Annotated in this window: 13 protein-coding genes; 6 read left to right on the top strand and 7 right to left on the bottom strand. The window is 65.9% G+C overall.

Features of this window, described 5'->3' with window-relative positions:
* Positions 1-187: 187 nt before the first annotated feature.
* On the bottom strand, positions 188-1,426 hold the full coding sequence (locus tag K3148_RS07995; protein ID WP_247711518.1) for an RsmB/NOP family class I SAM-dependent RNA methyltransferase: 1,239 nt from the start codon (positions 1,424-1,426) through the stop codon (positions 188-190).
* 57 nt (positions 1,427-1,483) lie between these two features.
* Between K3148_RS07995 and K3148_RS07990 the strand changes: the two genes are divergently transcribed.
* The gene (locus tag K3148_RS07990; protein WP_221424313.1) at positions 1,484-1,642 is read left to right on the top strand and encodes a DUF1674 domain-containing protein; all 159 of its coding nucleotides are present in this window, start codon (positions 1,484-1,486) and stop codon (positions 1,640-1,642) included.
* On the opposite strand, the gene K3148_RS07985 is transcribed toward K3148_RS07990, so the two are convergent.
* The 4 genes from K3148_RS07985 to K3148_RS07970 are packed head-to-tail and all read right to left on the bottom strand — an operon-like array spanning position 1,643 to position 7,134.
* Positions 1,643-3,031 (bottom strand): cytochrome P450, encoded by a 1,389-nt coding sequence (locus K3148_RS07985; protein ID WP_221424312.1) that lies wholly within the window; start codon positions 3,029-3,031, stop codon positions 1,643-1,645.
* A 43-nt stretch (positions 3,032-3,074) separates the two neighbouring features.
* On the bottom strand, positions 3,075-4,097 hold the full coding sequence (hemH, locus tag K3148_RS07980; RefSeq protein ID WP_221424311.1) for a ferrochelatase: 1,023 nt from the start codon (positions 4,095-4,097) through the stop codon (positions 3,075-3,077).
* Complete coding sequence (locus K3148_RS07975; protein WP_221424310.1) at positions 4,094-6,385, bottom strand: molybdopterin cofactor-binding domain-containing protein; 2,292 nt, start codon at positions 6,383-6,385, stop codon at positions 4,094-4,096. The genes hemH and K3148_RS07975 overlap by 4 nt, the downstream gene beginning before the upstream one ends.
* Entirely contained in the window at positions 6,364-7,134 is a 771-nt protein-coding gene (locus tag K3148_RS07970; RefSeq protein WP_247711679.1) for an Mrp/NBP35 family ATP-binding protein, read from the bottom strand. The genes K3148_RS07975 and K3148_RS07970 overlap by 22 nt, the downstream gene beginning before the upstream one ends.
* Positions 7,135-7,446: 312 nt before the next feature.
* Between K3148_RS07970 and hflK the strand changes: the two genes are divergently transcribed.
* The 3 genes from hflK to K3148_RS07955 all read left to right on the top strand — a co-directional run bounded on the left by hflK (position 7,447) and on the right by K3148_RS07955 (position 11,111).
* The gene (hflK, locus tag K3148_RS07965) at positions 7,447-8,577 is read left to right on the top strand and encodes a protease modulator HflK (RefSeq protein ID WP_247711517.1); all 1,131 of its coding nucleotides are present in this window, start codon (positions 7,447-7,449) and stop codon (positions 8,575-8,577) included.
* Between the two features lies 1 nt (position 8,578).
* Positions 8,579-9,412: a protease modulator HflC gene (gene hflC / locus K3148_RS07960; protein ID WP_221424307.1), complete on the top strand. Its 834-nt coding sequence runs from the start codon at positions 8,579-8,581 to the stop codon at positions 9,410-9,412.
* 163 nt (positions 9,413-9,575) lie between these two features.
* Positions 9,576-11,111 (top strand): Do family serine endopeptidase, encoded by a 1,536-nt coding sequence (locus K3148_RS07955; RefSeq protein WP_221426661.1) that lies wholly within the window; start codon positions 9,576-9,578, stop codon positions 11,109-11,111.
* 74 nt (positions 11,112-11,185) lie between these two features.
* On the opposite strand, the gene K3148_RS07950 is transcribed toward K3148_RS07955, so the two are convergent.
* Both K3148_RS07950 and msrB read right to left on the bottom strand, forming a co-directional pair.
* On the bottom strand, positions 11,186-13,384 hold the full coding sequence (locus K3148_RS07950; RefSeq protein WP_221424306.1) for a transglycosylase domain-containing protein: 2,199 nt from the start codon (positions 13,382-13,384) through the stop codon (positions 11,186-11,188).
* A 124-nt stretch (positions 13,385-13,508) separates the two neighbouring features.
* Complete coding sequence (gene msrB, locus K3148_RS07945) at positions 13,509-13,889, bottom strand: peptide-methionine (R)-S-oxide reductase MsrB (protein ID WP_221426660.1); 381 nt, start codon at positions 13,887-13,889, stop codon at positions 13,509-13,511.
* A 218-nt stretch (positions 13,890-14,107) separates the two neighbouring features.
* On the opposite strand from msrB, the gene rpsT reads away from it, so the two are divergent.
* Together rpsT and dnaA are read left to right on the top strand one after the other, a co-directional pair.
* Positions 14,108-14,368, top strand: a complete 261-nt coding sequence (gene rpsT / locus K3148_RS07940) for a 30S ribosomal protein S20 (protein WP_006833949.1) — start codon at positions 14,108-14,110, stop codon at positions 14,366-14,368.
* A gap of 519 nt (positions 14,369-14,887) precedes the next feature.
* The gene (gene dnaA / locus K3148_RS07935; RefSeq protein ID WP_425594633.1) at positions 14,888-16,297 is read left to right on the top strand and encodes a chromosomal replication initiator protein DnaA; all 1,410 of its coding nucleotides are present in this window, start codon (positions 14,888-14,890) and stop codon (positions 16,295-16,297) included.
* Position 16,298: the final 1 nt, after the last annotated feature.

The raw sequence follows: 16,298 nt of genomic DNA, 5'->3' as shown, positions 1-16,298 counted from the left end.
AATGTCTACCTGATAGGCTTAACGGATATGCGGGTCGAAAGAGCCCGCGGTCGAATTAACGAGGGCCTAGCTGTTGCCAGCGGCCTTTCACGAAAATGAACGAAGCTTTCAGGCTCGCCCGGCAGGGGGCGGTTCGGGCCGGGGGTGCGACGAGTTGAGCCGGACCCTGCCCTATTTGTGCCGCAAATCAGGCCCCGCGGATCGCCCGTGCGATGAAGAATCCATCGATTCCCCCGTTTTCGAGCAGCATTCCCGGGTCGGTGCGCAGCGTGCCGTCGCCCGCAGGGCTGATGCCATCGGGCAATTCGTCCGCAGCAATCGGCGCGATTGTGAGGCTGGAAGGCAGGTCCTGCCCCTCGCCTTCTTCGCGTTCGAGCGAGCAAGTCGCGTAGACGAGGACGCCTCCGGGCTTGAGCCACTCCGCCGCGCGGGCAAGCAGCGAGGCCTGCAATTCCGCCATCTCCTCGATCTGGCGCTGGCCGATCCGGTGGATGACGTCGGGGTGGCGGCGCGCGGTCCCGGTCGCCGTGCAGGGCGCGTCGAGCAGGATCGCGTCGAAATGGTGCTTCGGCTCCCACGCAAGCGCATCGGCGCGCACGGCGGAAGCCTTGAGACCGGTCCGCTTGAGATTGGCCTTGAGCAGGTCGAGCCGCCGCTTGGAGATATCGAGCGAGGTGACTTGCCAGCCCTGCGCGGCGAGCTGGAGCGTCTTGCCGCCGGGCGCGGCGCACAGGTCAAGGACGTGGCGCCCTTCACCCGCCCCGAGCAGGCGCGCGGGAAGAGAGGCCGCGAGGTCTTGCACCCACCATTCACCCTCCGCGAACCCGGCCAGCTTCTCGACATTCTCCCCGCGCGGCAGGCGCAGGTGACCCGGTAGCAGGCTGTCGGCGGCGAGCTTCGTTTTCCAAATCTCGGTCTGGGTGGGATCCTTCAGCGTGAGGTCAAGCGGCGGCGGTTCGGCGAGGCCCCCTGCGATGTCTTCGGAGCGCTCGCCCCAACGCTGCGCCACCTCCTCAGGCATTGTTGGCGCTTCGGGGAGAGCAATCTCTCGCTTGGTCAGAGTGGAAAACACGCCATGCGCCAGCCGCCGCGGGCCGCCCGCAAGCAGCGGCAAGCAGGTGGCGATCACGGCGTGCGGCGGAGTGTCTAGACGCAGCCACTGGGCAAGCATCATGCGCAGCACCATGCGGGCCTTGGAATCCTCCGGCAGCGCTTTCTTCGTCGCGCTGTCGATGGCCGTGTCGAGATCGACCAGCCAGCGCAGCACCTCGCTCGCGATGGCGCGGGCGAGCGCCTTGTCCTCGAACTTGCGCACGTCCTTGGTCGCTGCATTGAAGGCGATGTCGAGCGTCTCGCCGCGCCGGAAGACGGCGTCGAGCAGGCGAAGCGCGGCGCGGCGCGCGTGGATTCCGGGAGGCTTTGCCATTGCCATGCGCCCCTACCCGCACTTGAAACCCTGCGCCAGCCTGCGCATTTTAGGGCCATGACAAAACGCGCGACCAAGCGGCCCGAGACATTCGAGAAGCCCGAACACTGGAGCAACGAACCGCCGCCCAAGCCGCAAAAGGTCAAGGACGAGGAAGACCTCAGCCCGACGCGCTATGGCGACTGGGTCAAGGACGGCATCGCGATTGATTTCTAGCTAGATCGCCTTGAGCGAAATCTTCAGGCCATCGCGGGGCTTGGGGATCGGCCAGGGCTGCCAGTCCGGCTCTTGCACCAGTTCGATGCGGTAGCGCGGCAGCAACTGCGCCATCAGGATCTTCACCTGCATATAGGCAAAGTGCAGGCCGAGGCACATATGCGCGCCGCCGCCGAAGGGCACCCAGGCGTACTTGTGGCGTGCCTTCACGTTTTCCGGCGTGAAATGCATCGGGTCGAAGGCATGGGGGTTGTCCCAGTGCTCTTCCTCGTGATGCACGAAATAGGCGTTGATGCCGACGTGCGTGCCGGCCGGGATGCGATAGCCGCCAAACTCGAATTCGCGCAGCGCACGGCGCGGGGTGGAAGGGACCGGCGGAACCTTCCGCAGCGCTTCCTTGAAGGCCATTTCAACGAGGTCGAGCTTGCCCATATCGTCATAGTCGAGATCGCGCGGGCGTCCGTCCGAACCGATGCCGCCGGTCACGCTTTCCACTTCCTGCCGCAGCTTTTCCTGCCATTCGGGATGCTTGGCGAGCAGCCAGATCAGCGAAGTCGCCGAACTGGTGATGGTGTCATGCGCCGCCATCATCAGGAAGTTCATGTGATCGACCACCTCGACGACCGGCATGAGGCTGCCGTCTTCGTATTCGGCGGTGGCGAACTGGCTGAACATGTCCTGCCCCCCGCCCTCGGCGCGGCGGCGGTGGGTTTCGGCGGTGAAGAAATCGACGAGGAACTTCCGGCCGTCGACCCCGCGCTTCATCTGCGTGAAGGGCAAGGGCTTGCGCACCGGCGCGACCGAGGCCTGCACCATGTCGATGAAGGCGGTGTTGATCTTGTCGGCTTCCGGCCCCCACTCGATGCCGATGAAACTGTCTGCGGCAAGGTCGAGCGTCAGCGTCTTGATCGCGGGGTAGAACTGCATCGGGCCTTCGCCCCAGTCTTCCACCTTCTTCGCGATGCCGCGGTTGAGGCTGCCCGAATAGTGGCGCATCGGGCCCGGCTTGAAGGCGATCGACAGCGCGCGGCGATCAGCGCGGTGATGGTCGAAATCCATCAGCATCAGCCCGCGCGGGAAAAGCTGGTCGAGGATCGGGCCCCAGCCCTGCTCGGAGGAGAAGTTCTTATTCCGGTCGAACAGCAACAGCTCGTTCGCATCGGCACCGATCAGACCGACATTCCAGCCACCGAAGGCCTTGTTCTTGTACACCCGGCCATAGGTCTCGACCATGCGCCGTGTGAAGGCGTGCGGGTCCTTCAGCATCTTCAGAGTGTTGCCGACCACGGGCCAGCCGCCTTCGCCCGGAATGTGGGCAAGATCGTCTGCGGAAGGGGCGCCCTCCGTCCAGTGGGTGGGGATCGGGTCGTGTGCTGCGAGAGTTGCCATGGGCCGACTATGCCAAGGCAATGGTTAAGTGGCAATTAGCAATCTAAATCCAGCCTGAAAGTTCGCGCCGCAGCAGCGTCTCCAGCATCGCGAGGCCGACATCCGAAGTGTTGAGACAGGTGAGCGCGGCAAATTTCTCTCCGCCTTTTTCGAGGAACTGGTCGCGGCCCTGCATCGCCAGCTCTTCCAGCGTTTCGAGGCAGTCGGCGGAAAAGCCCGGCGCGGCGATCGCCATGCGCTTCGTACCCTTGGCAGCTTCCTCGGCGATGACGTGATCGGTTGCCGGCTCCAGCCATTTCGCGCGCCCGAAGCGGGACTGGAAGGTGGTGCGGATGCGAAACCCCCGGCCATCGAGCCGCGCCTGCAAGAGGCGTGAGGTCTTCATGCAGTGGCAGTGGTAGGGATCGCCGAGGTGAAGCGTGCGCTCGGGCATACCGTGGAAGCTTAAAAGCAGGACCTCCGGCTCGAAATCGAGTGCGGAGAGCTGGCGGGTGAGGTCCACCTCCAGCGCGTCGATATAGGCCGGGTCGTCGTGATAGGGCGGCAGGGTGCGCAAGGAGGGTTGCCAACGCATCTTCCCCAAGGCTTCCCCAGCCTTGTCCACAACCGTCGCCGTCGTCGCGCCCGAATATTGCGGGTACATCGGGGCGAGCAAGATGCGCTCGCAGCCCTTGTCCATCAGCGCCTTCAGCCGCTCCGGGATCGAGGGCGTGCCATAGCGCATGGCCCAGTCGACCGTAACGCTGTCGCCCAGCCGCGCCTGCATGGCCTCGGCCTGCTGGCGCGTGATCACGGCGAGCGGCGAGCCTTCGTCGGTCCAGACCTGCCTATACGCGTGCGCGCTCTTCTTCGGCCGCGTGTTGAGGATTATGCCGCGCAGGATCGGCTGCCAGGCAATCGGCGGAATTTCGACCACGCGGCGGTCGGAGAGGAATTCGGCGAGATAGCGCTTCACCGGACCCGGCTCAGGCGCGTCGGGCGTGCCGAGATTGACGATCAGGACACCCACGCCGCCGGATTTCACCGGGGGATGGTCTGCGGGAAGGGTCTGCGGCTGCCAGGTCATACGGAAAGCGGCAAACGGTAAGAACGCTCGCCCGTCAAGGCAAACAGCGCGTTGGCCACTGCTGGGCCTGACACGGTCACGCCCAGTTCGCCGGCGTCGAAGGGCTCGGCATCGCTGGCGACGAAATCGATGCGCATGTCAGGCACTTCGGCAAGACCCGGCAAGCGCATCTCGCCCAGCGTGCGCGGCACGGGATGGCCGCTGTCGAAGGTCAGCGGCGCACCGAGCGCGAGGCCGAGACCATAGAGAAGCCCACCCTCGATCTGCTGCCGGGCAAGGTCGAGGTTCACCACGCGGCCGATGTCGGCCACCGCACTCAGTTGCGTCACCGCAATCCCGCCTTCGCCGCGGCGGACGTGGGCGACGCAAGCGATGTGGCCTGCAGTGAGCGGGTCGCGGCCCATGCGGACCATGGCGACACCTTCCCCCGAACCTGACTGTCCGCCGTCCCAGTCCCCCAGCCGCGTGGCGCGGCGCAGCACCTCGGCCATGCGCGGGGCGCCGCCCAGCATCGCCATACGATAGAGGAAGGGGTCGCGTCCGGCGTTGCGCGCCAGCTCGTCGACGAAGCACTCGGTAAAGAAGGCGGTGTACCCATGCGCCCCGCCGCGCATCCTTGCTGTTGGCAGGCCGATGCGTGCGGGCACGTGTTCGGTGGCGACATGGGCGATGCTGTAAGGCGGCACGGCGCCTTCGACCGCGAAGGCATCGGCCTCGCCCACACTTTCGCGCCGGGCGGCTTCGGGCACGTAATTGTCGAAGAGGCGATGACCAGTCTCGCGCATCCACGAGGGCGCGGTGATGCGCGCGCGCCACGCGACGGGCTGGCCCTGCGGACCGATCGTGGCGCTGATCTCGCCCGAAACCGGCGCGCGGGGCGGCACCATCTGCAGGTCCTGCGCGCGAGACCATGTGAGCTGGACCGGTCGCCCGATCTCGGCGGCGATCTGCGCGACTTCGATCGCGTGCTGCTTCTCCAGCCGCGCGTCGAAGCTGCCGCCCGCCGAAACGGGGTAGAGGATCACGTCGGAGGGCGAGAGGCCGACGGCCTTGGCTGCCGCATCGCGCGCCGCCGCCGGAGCCTGCGAGGCGATCCAGAGCTCGAGCCGCCCGTCGGCCAATCGCGCGGTGGCCGAGGCGGTTTCGAGCGGCGCGTGGAGGGCGGGCGCAACATCGTAGCGGCGCGTCACCTGCGCCTCGCCGATCAGGGAGTCGGGTTCGCCGATAGTCTCGATCCGCTCCGCCCGCTCGCCCGCGTCTTCGCGAGCGCGCTCCATCTCGGTGTCGAGTATGACCTGTTCGACTGCGCCCGGCCCCGTAAAATAGGGGCGCATCTTCGCCAGCGCCTGATCGGCGATCCACCAGCTTTCGGCCACCGCGGCGAGCCAGCGCTTCGATTTCACCACGCCGACCAGCCCGCGCGTGCCTGCCACCGCGTCCTCGTTGAAGCGCAGCAATTCGGGCAAGCCGTGCGGACCGTGGCGGATCGACGCGAAGACCATGCCCGGCAGGCGGATATCGGCCGCGAAGATATGGCTGCCATCAACCTTGGAAGGCAGGTCGAGCCGCGGGAAGATGGTCGACGCATCGCCCTCGCCCGGCAGCGGCTCCTCGAAGGCGGGCATGGGCCGCAAGGGCGCGGGATCGGGCGGATCCAGCTGCGCCGCCTCGTCCACCAGCGCACCGAAGGGCAGGCGGCGTTCCTCGTGGATGACAAAGCCCTCGGCGACCTCGCATTCTTCCGGCTCGACATCCCAGCGGTCGGCGGCGGCGCGCACCAGCATATCGCGCGCGCTAGCCGCCGCTTCGCGCAAGGGCAGTTCGTAAGCGGCGAGGCTGGTCCCCGCCGCAGTGACGGAGAAATCGCGGGAACGGGCGAAGCGGGTGACCGCGCTGTCCTGCGGATCGTCGCTTGCGCCGAACAAGCCCTCCCAAAGCGGCGACCACTGGGCGGCCAGCGGGAGGTTGGCAAAGAAACCCGCCGGGGCGACGGGCTCGATGCCCACTTGCCGCCAGTCCGCGCCCAGTTCGGTCGCGGCGATCTGGGCGAGCAGCGTGCCGACGCCCTGCCCCATTTCGAGCTGCGGCACGGCCACGCTGACCACGCCATCCTGCCCGATGGTCATCCAGCCGCCAAACAGCGCCTCGCCCTCGCGCGCGATGAGCGGGCTGGGATAGGCGCGCGGCCAGAAGGTCCAGGCGAGGAGCAATCCCCCGCCTGCCGCCGCACCCGCCAGGAGCTTGCGGCGCGAGACCGGAAGGGCGCTCAGCTTCTCGCGGAGATCCATTCGCCCAGCCTTGTCGCGATGGCGTTGAAAGGTTCGGCCATCGGCCCGTCGCCTGCCGCCGGAGGATCGCCCGCGTCGCTGCCCTGCCGGATCGCCATGTCGAGCGGGATGCGCCCGAGGAAGGGCAGTTCCAAACGCCCGGCAGCCGCCTCGACACCGCCCGCGCCGAAGGGGTCGGACACCTCACCGCAATGGGGGCAGGCGTAGCCCGACATATTCTCGACCAGCCCGATTACCGGGACGCCCGCCGTGTCGAACAATTGCCCGGCGCGCGCGGCGTCGATCAGCGCGAGGTCCTGCGGCGTGGAGACCAGCACCGCGCCCGCTGGCTTGAACTTCTGGATCATGGTCAGCTGCACATCGCCCGTGCCCGGCGGCAGGTCGACCAGCAGAACCTCGGTTTCGCTGCTCCAATGCGCTTCGAGCAGTTGCGTGATCGCGCCCGAGGCCATCGGCCCGCGCCATGCCAGCGCCTTGCCGGGGGTGACAAGATGGCCCATCGAGAGATGCGGGACGCCGTATTTGCTCTCGATCGGCACCGGCTTGTTGTCGCGCGCGTCCGGCCTCACGGACTGGCTGCCGAAGATCACCGGCTGCGAGGGACCGTATATATCGGCATCGACGAGACCGACCTTCACGCCCTTCTTCGCCAGCGCAATGGCGAGGTTGGCGGTCAGCGTCGACTTGCCCACGCCGCCCTTGCCCGAACCCACGGCGATGATCATCGGGCCCTTGCGCTCGGCCGTCATGACGACGCGCACATCGCTGACGTCCGCGCGCCCGGAAAGCGCCTTTATAACGGCCCGTTCGAGCGCGCCCCGCGCGTCCTCGCCTACTCCGGCGACGTCCAGCACGACAGTGGCACGCCCCTCGTTAAGGACCGACCCGGTGACGCGGGCGGCAATTTCGGGCGGCAAATCGGCGGAAAAATCGGCGCGGCTCATGGATCGCGCTGCTGTATCATCGAAAAGCGCACCGCAACCCCTGTTTTTCCTCCAAACCCTTCCTATAAGACAGTTATGAGAATTCTGGACGGGTTTGGACAAAGGATCGGCCTCGCAATGGCTGGCAAGAATCCCTGGGGCACGGGCGGCGACGGTTCGTCGGGCTCCGGTGACGGTGATGCGCCGAAGGGCGACAAGGGAAGCGGCGACAAGGGCAACGGCCCGCGCAACCCCTGGCTTCCGCCCGGCTCTGGCGGCGGCGACGGACGTCGCGGCCCCAATATCGAGGACATCTTCAAGAACCGCGGCCCCGAAGGCCCGCGCCGCAAGGGCGGCGGTGGTGGTGGCGGTCCCAACTTCCGCTTCCCCCAGCGCCCCGGCGGCAAGAGCTGGTTCCCGGTCGCCGTGGTCGGGATTATTGCGTTGGGCCTTCTGGCGACCAGCGTCCACCTGATCGGCCCGCAGCAGCAGGCGGTGGTGAAGACGCTCGGCAATTACACCCGCACGCTGGATTCCGGCCTCAAGTTTTCCGCGCCTTTCCCGATCGAAACGGTCGATGTTGAAGACGTTCAGGGCGTGCGCGCCGTGCGCATTCCGGGCAACAACAACCAGGTGAAGCTGATCCTGACGGGCGACCAGAACCTCGTCGATCTGAGCTATATCGTGCGCTGGAACATCAAGGACCTCGCCGATTACAAGTTCCGCGTGGTCGATCCGGTCGAGACGGTGAACGAAGCCGCCGAAGCCGCCATGCGTGCCGCGGTTGCCGAAAAGCAGCTCGACGAGACCTTCTCGGGCCAGGGCCGCGCCGCAATCGAGCAGGACGTGCGCGAGCGTATGCAGCGCACTCTCGACAGCTATCAGGCCGGCATTCGCGTGCTGGGTGTCGAAATCGAAAAGGCCGACCCGCCGGGTCAGGTCGTCGACGCCTTCCGCGACGTGCAGGTCGCCGAACAGAACGCCGACGCCGCGCGCAACCAGGCACAGGGCTATGCCCAGCAGGTGCTCGCACAGGCGCAAGGTGAGGCGGAAGCTTTCGACAAGGTCTACGAACAGTATCGCCTTGCCCCCGAAGTGACCCGCCAGCGTCTCTATTACGAGACCATGGAGCGCGTGCTTTCGAAGACCGACAAGACCATCGTGGAAGCCACGGGCGTGACGCCCTACCTCCCGCTTCCCGAAATCCGGCGCCGGGCGCAGCAGACCGAAGGCCCCGCCACCACCGTGACCGCGCCGGGAGGACAGTAAGATGCAGCGTTTGTGGGAAGATCACCGCTATTCGATCATCGCGGCCGGCCTCGCGCTCGTGGCGCTGATGCTGAGCGCTTACGTCGTGCCTGAGGAAGAGCAGGTCGTCATAGTGCGCACCGGTGAACCGGTCGGCACGATCAACACGCCGAACGGCCAGATGGGCGCCGGGCTCCACTGGCGCTGGCCCTTCGTCGACAAGGTCGTGCGGATCGAGAAGCGCCTGCTGGACCTCGAAATGAACGACGAGGAAGTCCTCTCGAACGACCAGCAGCGCCTGCTCGTCAACGCCTATGCGCGCTTCCGTATCACCAATCCCGTGCGCATGGTCGAACGCGCCGGTTCCACGGAGGGCGTGCGCACCGCGCTCGAGCCGATCCTGAACTCCGTGCTGCGCCAGGAACTGGGTCGCCGCACCTTCCAGGCCATGCTGACCGCCGAACGCGGCTCGGCCCTGCAGAACGTGCGCGCCAATCTCGACCGCCAGGCACGCCAATACGGCGCCGAGGTGGTGGACGTGCAGATCACCCGCACCGACCTTCCCGAAGCGCCGCTGCAGTCGGCCTTCACCCGGATGGAATCGGATCGCCAGCGCGAAGCGCGCACGATCCGTGCGCAGGGCGGACGCGATGCCCGCATCATCCGCGCCGAAGCCGACGCGGAAGCCGCGCGTATCTATGCCGAAAGCTTCGGCAAGGACGCCAGCTTCTACGATTTCTACCGCGCGATGCAGAGCTACGATGCGACCTTCGCGGCCGAGAATGGCGACGCTGCGAGCAGCATCATCCTCTCTCCCGACAATGAGTACCTGCAGCAATTCCGCGGACGGCGTTGACGCTTCGTCGAAGCATTCCGTCTCGCGATCAGCCCGTTCAAGACGCGTTCAGCGCGCGGGGCCAGCATGAGGGACCGGAACCGCAGGCGGGGGGCTGCATAGGATATGCAGACCCCCTCGCCCGTGACGATTTTACGAGGATACTGAGAAGGACGTGAAGCCAGTGCGATATGCCTATTCCGTAACCGCCACCCTGCTTGCCGGTGGTGCCGCCCTTTCCCTTGCCGGGTTCCCGGCCGGAGCGCAGGTCGCCCAGAACGACGACAGCCAGATGGCCCGCGTGGTGCCCCGCGCCGGCGCGCCCGAAAGCTTTGCCGACCTGACCGAGCAATTGCAGCCGGCGGTGGTCAACATCTCCACCCGCCAGCGGATCGAGGTTGCGAGCCGCAACACCAATCCCTTCGCAGGCACGCCCTTCGAAGACCTCTTCAACCAGCGCCGCGGCGAAACCGAGGATGCCGAACCGCAGTTCCGCGAAGGCCAGTCGCTGGGTTCGGGCTTCATCATCTCGGCCGATGGCTATGTCGTCACCAACAATCACGTGGTGAACCCTCCCGGCCAGCGCGCAGAGCTGGAAGAGGTGACCGTCACCCTTCCCGACGGCAACGAATACGAAGCCGAAGTCGTGGGCACCGACCCGCAGTCCGATCTCGCCGTGCTCAAGATCAGCCGCCGCGAGGCCTTTCCCTTCGTGACCTTCGGCGATTCGCGCCAGGCACGCGTGGGCGACTGGGTGATTGCCATCGGCAACCCCTTCGGCCTTGGCGGCACTGTGACCAGCGGCATCGTCTCCAGCGTGCTGCGTAGCGCGGGTGGCGGCGCTTACGACCGCTATCTCCAGACCGATGCCAGCATCAACCGCGGCAATTCGGGCGGTCCGCTGTTCGACATGCAGGGCAATGTGATCGGCATCAACAACGCCATCATTTCGCCGACCGGCGGCAGCGTGGGCATCGGCTTTGCGATTCCCGCCGAGACCGCCGAGCCCATCGTCGACAAGCTGGTCCGCGGCGTCGAGATCGAGCGCGGCTATCTCGGCATCCAGATCCAGCCGGTGAACGACGATGTCGCCGCCTCGCTCGGCCTGCGCCGTAATCGCGGCGAGATCGTTCAGATGGTCCAGCCGGGCGAAGCCGCCGCGCGCGCGGGCATCGAGCCGGGCGATATCGTGCTTACGGTCAACGGCCGCGAGGTCACACCCGACCAGACGCTGTCCTACCTCGTCGCCAATATCGCGCCGGGCACGACCATCCCGGTCGAAGTCATGCGCGATGGCCAGCGCCGACAGATCAACGTCACCGTCGGTAAGCGCCCGAGCGAGGAAGAGCTTCGCCAGAGCCAGATGTTCGATCCCGACGCCGAGCCGGAAGACGACATGGCGCCGAGCGACAACGAGGTGATCGAGAACAGCCTCGGCCTTCAGGTTCTCGAACTGACGCCGGCAATCGCCCGCCAGCTGGGCGCGGATGCCGCTACGCGCGGCCTGGTGGTTGCTTCGGTCGACCAGAACTCCGACGCGGCGCGCAAGGGCCTGCGTCGCGGGGACATCCTGCTGACGGCGAATTACAACCCGCTGGTCGATGTCGCCGATCTGGAAAAGATCGTTCGCGGCGCACAGTCCGACGATCGCGACGCGGTCCTGCTACGGGTCCAGCGTCGTGGCGGCTCGCCGCAGTATATCGCGGTTCGCCTGCGCTAGGACGCTCTGGCTTCCGCAACGAAAAGGCCCTCCCGGTTCGCGCCGGGAGGGCCTTTTTCTTTATCGCCTGACGGTCAGGGCCGGTCGGGAGGCCGGGTCGGTGTCGGCGAGGGACGGGGCCGGTCGCGGCCGATGACCCCGTCGAGGAAATCGTCGTCGATCGCTTGCGGCGCGCCATCCGCCCCGCGTCCGGTCGAAGGCTGGCGAGGACCCGGCACGCGCTGGATACGCGGCAGAGTGCCGTCGTCGCCCGCGCCCGGCTGCGGCGCTTCGCCCGGTCCCGGCAGCGCCCCGTCAGGGCCGGGCGCACCACGGCCCGGCTCGATCAGATTGCCCTGTTCGTCGATGTAGTAATACTCGTCCGGGTCGCCGAAGAAGAAGTCGTCTTCCTCGTCCAGCTGCCATTCGGGCAGTTGCAGCTCTGTATCGAATTCCTCCACCGGACGGTCCTTCACTGCATAGCGCATGAAGGCGGCAAAGGCCTGCGCCGGAGCGCGTCCGCCCTGGAGGCCGCTTACGCGGCGGTTATCGTCGCGGCCCATCCACACAGCAGTAGTCACGCCGGAAGAGAAGCCGACGAAATAGCCGTCCTTGTTCGAGCTGGTCGTGCCGGTCTTGCCTGCCACCGGACGCCCGATCTGCGCCGCCCGGCCGGTGCCCGTCTGGACCGCCGCCTGCAGGAGATCGGTGATCCCGCGCGCGACATGCTCGGGCACGAGCTGCGTGCTGCGGGCGCGCTTGTGCTGGTAAAGCAGCTCTCCCTCCGCCGTCGTCACCTTCACGATGCCATAGGGCTCGACCGAAGAGCCGCCCGCCGAGACCGCGGCAAAGGCGCGCGCCATGTCGATCAGGCGCACCTCGTTCGATCCCAGCACCATGGCGGGATAGGTATTGATCGGCGAGGTGATGCCGAAGCGCCGCGCCATCGAGGCGACCTGGCTGAAGCCGACTTCGTTGCCGAGCTGCGCGGCCACGGTGTTGATCGAATAGGCAAACGCCGTGCGCAAATTCGTCTCGCCGATGTTGCGGCCGTTCGAATTCTTCGGACTCCATCCGCCGATCGACACCGGCGTATCGACCACGCGGTCGTTGGGCGTGTAGCCCGCTTCCAGCGCCGCGAGATAGACGAACAGCTTCCAGCTCGATCCGGGCTGGCGCATGGCGTTGGTGGCGCGGTTGTAATTGGTCTCGACGTAGTCGGTCCCGCCCACCAGCGCGAGGATCGCCCCGTCGCGGTCGAGGCTGACAAGCGCGCCCTGCGCGCCTTCGGGCGCGTTGCCCTGGATCGCGGCGGTCGCCGCCTTCTGCATGCCGGGATCCAGCGTGGTCCACACCTCGATCGGCTCGAAGGTTTCGGGCAGCAGCACGTCGAGCTGGGGCAGCGCCCAGTCGGTGAAATAACGCACCGAATTCGTGCCCTGCTCCTGCTTGAGCTTGACCGCCGAGACATCGACCTGCGCGTCGCTCGCGCTGATCTTGCCCTGCTCGCGCATCAGCCGCAGCACCACGCTGGCGCGGCCGACGGCGGCGTCGACATCGGCGGTGGGCGAATAGCGGCTCGGCGCTTTCACCAGCCCGGCGATGATCGCGGCCTCCGCGGTAGAGAGTTCGGTAGCGGGATGGCTGAAGAACTTCCGGCTCGCCGAATCGATGCCATAGGCCCCGCCGCCGAAATAGACCTTGTTGAGATAGAGCTCGAGGATCTGCTCCTTCGAGAACTTCCATTCCAACGCCATGGCGAGGATCGCCTCGCGCAGCTTGCGGTCGAGCGTGCGGTTGGAGTTGAGGAAGACGTTGCGCGCCAGCTGCTGCGTGATGGTGGAGGTCCCGCCCACTCGCGCGCGTTCACCGGTAACGCCTTCGATCACCGCGCCGGTCAGGCGGACCGGGTCGGTGCCGAAATGCGAATAGAAGCGCCGGTCCTCGACCGAAACCATCGCATCCTTCATCACCTGCGGGATTTCCTCCGAGGGGATCCAGCGGCCATAGCTCGGCCCGAGTTCGACGATCTCGGTGCCGTCGCGCGCGCGCACGACGATGGTCTGCGCGTTCTGCGTCGCCTTGAGCTGGTAGAAGCTGGGGAGCGAGCGCGCGGCAAAGCCCACCGCGATGCCGAGGAATACGACACCCAGCAGCGCCAGGCCGCCGCCCCAGAGGAAGAGCCGCTTGAAGAACCGCTTCACGCCGCTGTAATCGCGCTGGCCCTCCGCTTCGGCGCGGCGAGCCTGCTCGGCCCGCTTGCTGCTTTTGCGGCGGTTGCCCCGTCTGTCCATTCGCTCCGGCTTTCCTAATCTTGCATGGGCCACGGCCCGAGTGCCGCCCTATATCCGCCACAATCTGTCATGGCGAGACGGAACCTCGGGTTAACGCGATGAACGCAAAGGCGCAAAGAGCCGGTCAGTCCTCCGGTTCGAAATCGAGCGCCGCAGAGTTGATGCAATAGCGCAGGCCCGTTTCTCCGGGGCCATCGGGAAAGACATGGCCGAGATGGCCTTCGCATTTCGAGCAGACGACCTCGGTGCGCACCATGCCATGGCTGACATCGCGATGCGCCTCGACTGCGTCCTCATCGGCCGGCGCGGTGAAGCTGGGCCAGCCCGATCCGCTGTCGTATTTCTCGGCGCTCTCGAACAGGAGCTGCCCGCAGGCGGCGCAATGGTATTCGCCGTCTGCCTTGTTCTTTTCGTATTTGCCCGTGAAGGCCCGCTCCGTGCCCTTTTCGCGTAGCACGTGATACTGTTCGGGGCTGAGCTTCTCGCGCCATTCGGCGTCGGTCATTTCGAGCTTTTCGGTCACCGCTTGTCCTTTTGCTGCGCGTTACCCATATAGGGGCAACCGAAGGCGCTGCACGCGGTTCCAAGGTGGGGATGGACGATTTGCTTGACGATTCGCACCCTCGCCGCTAAGTGCGCCGCTTTCCGGCGGTCCAACCGCCTTTTTCGACACGCCCACACAGATTTTTCGCCGCTCTTCCTGCGGCCCGACCGAGGACAAACATGGCCAATACGCCGCAAGCCAAGAAGCGCATTCGTCGCAACACCCGCCGCGCCGAGATCAACGGTGCGCGCATGAGCCGCATCCGTGGCTTCGTGAAAAAGGTCGAAACGGCCTGTGAAGCCGGCGACAAGGACGCCGCCCAGACCGCTCTCAAGAACGCCCAGCCCGAACTGGCTCGCGGCGTCGCTCGCGGCGTGATGCACAAGAACACCGCATCGCGGAAGCTGAGCCGTCTCACGAAGCGCGTCGCCGCGCTCTGATTCGCGCTCCGGCTGCGGCCGGATTCGCATTTTTCCGAAGGGGTCGTCGCGCCATGCGACGGCCCCTTCGTGCTATCTTGGGACGAGTTGCGTTGCATGCCAAAATGCAACGCCGGTTGCCTCCGAAAAGAAGTCACGGAATCCCCGCGATTCGCAGGTGGTTTCGAATAAAATTATAGCTTTTTCAAACACATCAACGCAGGCCTGCGGGTCAGGGGTGAGTCAACAACATTATTTCGACTTTTTTACAGTTATCCCCCTTGCGACTCATCTCGTGAGCGACCTACACAATAGTCCTGCTCGGGGGGGACAGCCCGGGTATTCACATCGATGGCCTATGGGGAGGGACCACCCGTGAATCACGCGATTCCGGGTACGGCAGAGCCGTGCCTATTCACCCTCACCGGCCTTTGAAAAAGACGCGTAACTGGCGGCCTTGGATGGGTCCGCTCGGGGGGAATGTTTGTAATGGCAAAATCGGCAAGCGGGCCTTTGGGCAAGCGGAAGGCAATTGACGAAATGGAAGATCTGGATGCGGTGAACCTGGCGGCCGATTGGGCCGACATCAGCCAGGGGCTGCGCAAGGATCTGGGTCACCAGCTTCACAGCCAGTGGATCAAGCCGATCCAGCTGGGCAAGATCGATGCCGAAACCGGCACGCTCGACCTTTTCCTGCCGACCGAATTCAGCGCCAACTGGGTCAAGGATCGCTTTGCCGACCGCCTGAGCCTGGCGTGGAAGATCGCCCGCAGCGAAGTGCGCAAGGTTGCCATTTCGGTCCACCCGGGCCGCCGCCAGGTCGCCGACCTGCGCCTGCACAGCGACGGCCGCCGCCCGGCGAACGACGCCGATACCTCGATGATGGCCATCGGCGCCGACACGCTCGGCGATACCGGCTTCACTTCCTCCGTGGGTCTCGACGCCAGCCTCACCTTTGCCGCTTTCGTGACGGGCGAGGCGAATATCCTCGCCTTCAACGCCGCGCAGCGCATGGCGGCGACCGAAAAGCCGCAGTTCTCGCCGCTCTACCTCAAGGCCGCCACCGGCCAGGGCAAGACGCACCTGCTGCACGCCATCGGCCACACTTTCCTGCAGACGCACAGCCGCAGCCGCATCTTCTACTGCAGCGCCGAGCGCTTCATGGTCGAATTCGTTCAGGCCCTGAAGGCCAACCGGATGATCGAATTCAAGGCGCGCCTGCGCAGCTTCGACCTTCTGCTGGTCGACGACATCCAGTTCATCATCGGCAAGGCATCGGCGCAGGAAGAACTGCTCTACACGATCGACGCGCTGCTCGCCGAAGGCAAGCGCCTGGTCTTCGCCGCCGACCGTGCCCCGCAGGCCTTGGACGGGGTCGAACCGCGCCTTCTCTCGCGCCTTTCCATGGGTCTTGTCGCCGACATCCAGCCGGCCGATATCGAACTCAGGAAGAAGATCCTGCACTCCAAGCTCACCAAGTTTGCACCGCTTGCCGTGCCCGAGGACGTCATCGAATTCCTCGCCCGCACGATCACGCGCAATGTCCGCGAACTGGTCGGCGGCCTCAACAAGCTGATCGCCTATGCGCAGCTTACGGGCCAGGAAGTCTCGCTCCAGCTTGCGGAAGAGCAGCTGACCGACATCCTCTCGGCCAACCGCCGCCGGATCACGATTGACGAGATCCAGCGCACCGTATGCCAGTTCTATCGCATCGACCGCAGCGAGATGTCGAGCAAGCGCCGCGCGCGTGCCGTTGTCCGCCCGCGCCAGGTCGCGATGTACCTTTCCAAGGTGCTGACCCCGCGCAGCTATCCAGAAATCGGCCGCAAGTTCGGCGGCCGCGATCACTCCACCGTCATCCACGCCGTGCGCCTGATCGAAGACCTGCGCCAGCGCGATGCCGACATGGACGGAGACGTGCGCAGCCTGCTGCGCCAGCTCGAAAGCTGAT

Origin of the sequence: Qipengyuania aurantiaca (assembly GCF_019711375.1) — a bacterium.
GTDB lineage: Bacteria > Pseudomonadota > Alphaproteobacteria > Sphingomonadales > Sphingomonadaceae > Qipengyuania > Qipengyuania aurantiaca.
The sequence above is the reverse complement of the archived record's forward strand: the minus strand, read 5'-3'. Positions and strand labels throughout refer to the sequence as shown.

Coding starts and splice junctions, on each gene's coding strand:
- K3148_RS07985 (WP_221424312.1), bottom strand. CDS start 3,031: ATGGCAACTCTCGCAGCACACGACCCGATCCCCACCCACTGGACGGAG.
- msrB (WP_221426660.1), bottom strand. CDS start 13,889: ATGACCGACGCCGAATGGCGCGAGAAGCTCAGCCCCGAACAGTATCAC.
- hemH (WP_221424311.1), bottom strand. CDS start 4,097: ATGACCTGGCAGCCGCAGACCCTTCCCGCAGACCATCCCCCGGTGAAA.
- dnaA (WP_425594633.1), top strand. CDS start 14,888: ATGGAAGATCTGGATGCGGTGAACCTGGCGGCCGATTGGGCCGACATC.
- hflK (WP_247711517.1), top strand. CDS start 7,447: ATGGCTGGCAAGAATCCCTGGGGCACGGGCGGCGACGGTTCGTCGGGC.
- rpsT (WP_006833949.1), top strand. CDS start 14,108: ATGGCCAATACGCCGCAAGCCAAGAAGCGCATTCGTCGCAACACCCGC.
- K3148_RS07990 (WP_221424313.1), top strand. CDS start 1,484: ATGACAAAACGCGCGACCAAGCGGCCCGAGACATTCGAGAAGCCCGAA.
- K3148_RS07950 (WP_221424306.1), bottom strand. CDS start 13,384: ATGGACAGACGGGGCAACCGCCGCAAAAGCAGCAAGCGGGCCGAGCAG.
- K3148_RS07995 (WP_247711518.1), bottom strand. CDS start 1,426: ATGGCAAAGCCTCCCGGAATCCACGCGCGCCGCGCCGCGCTTCGCCTG.
- hflC (WP_221424307.1), top strand. CDS start 8,579: ATGCAGCGTTTGTGGGAAGATCACCGCTATTCGATCATCGCGGCCGGC.
- K3148_RS07970 (WP_247711679.1), bottom strand. CDS start 7,134: ATGACGGCCGAGCGCAAGGGCCCGATGATCATCGCCGTGGGTTCGGGC.
- K3148_RS07975 (WP_221424310.1), bottom strand. CDS start 6,385: ATGGATCTCCGCGAGAAGCTGAGCGCCCTTCCGGTCTCGCGCCGCAAG.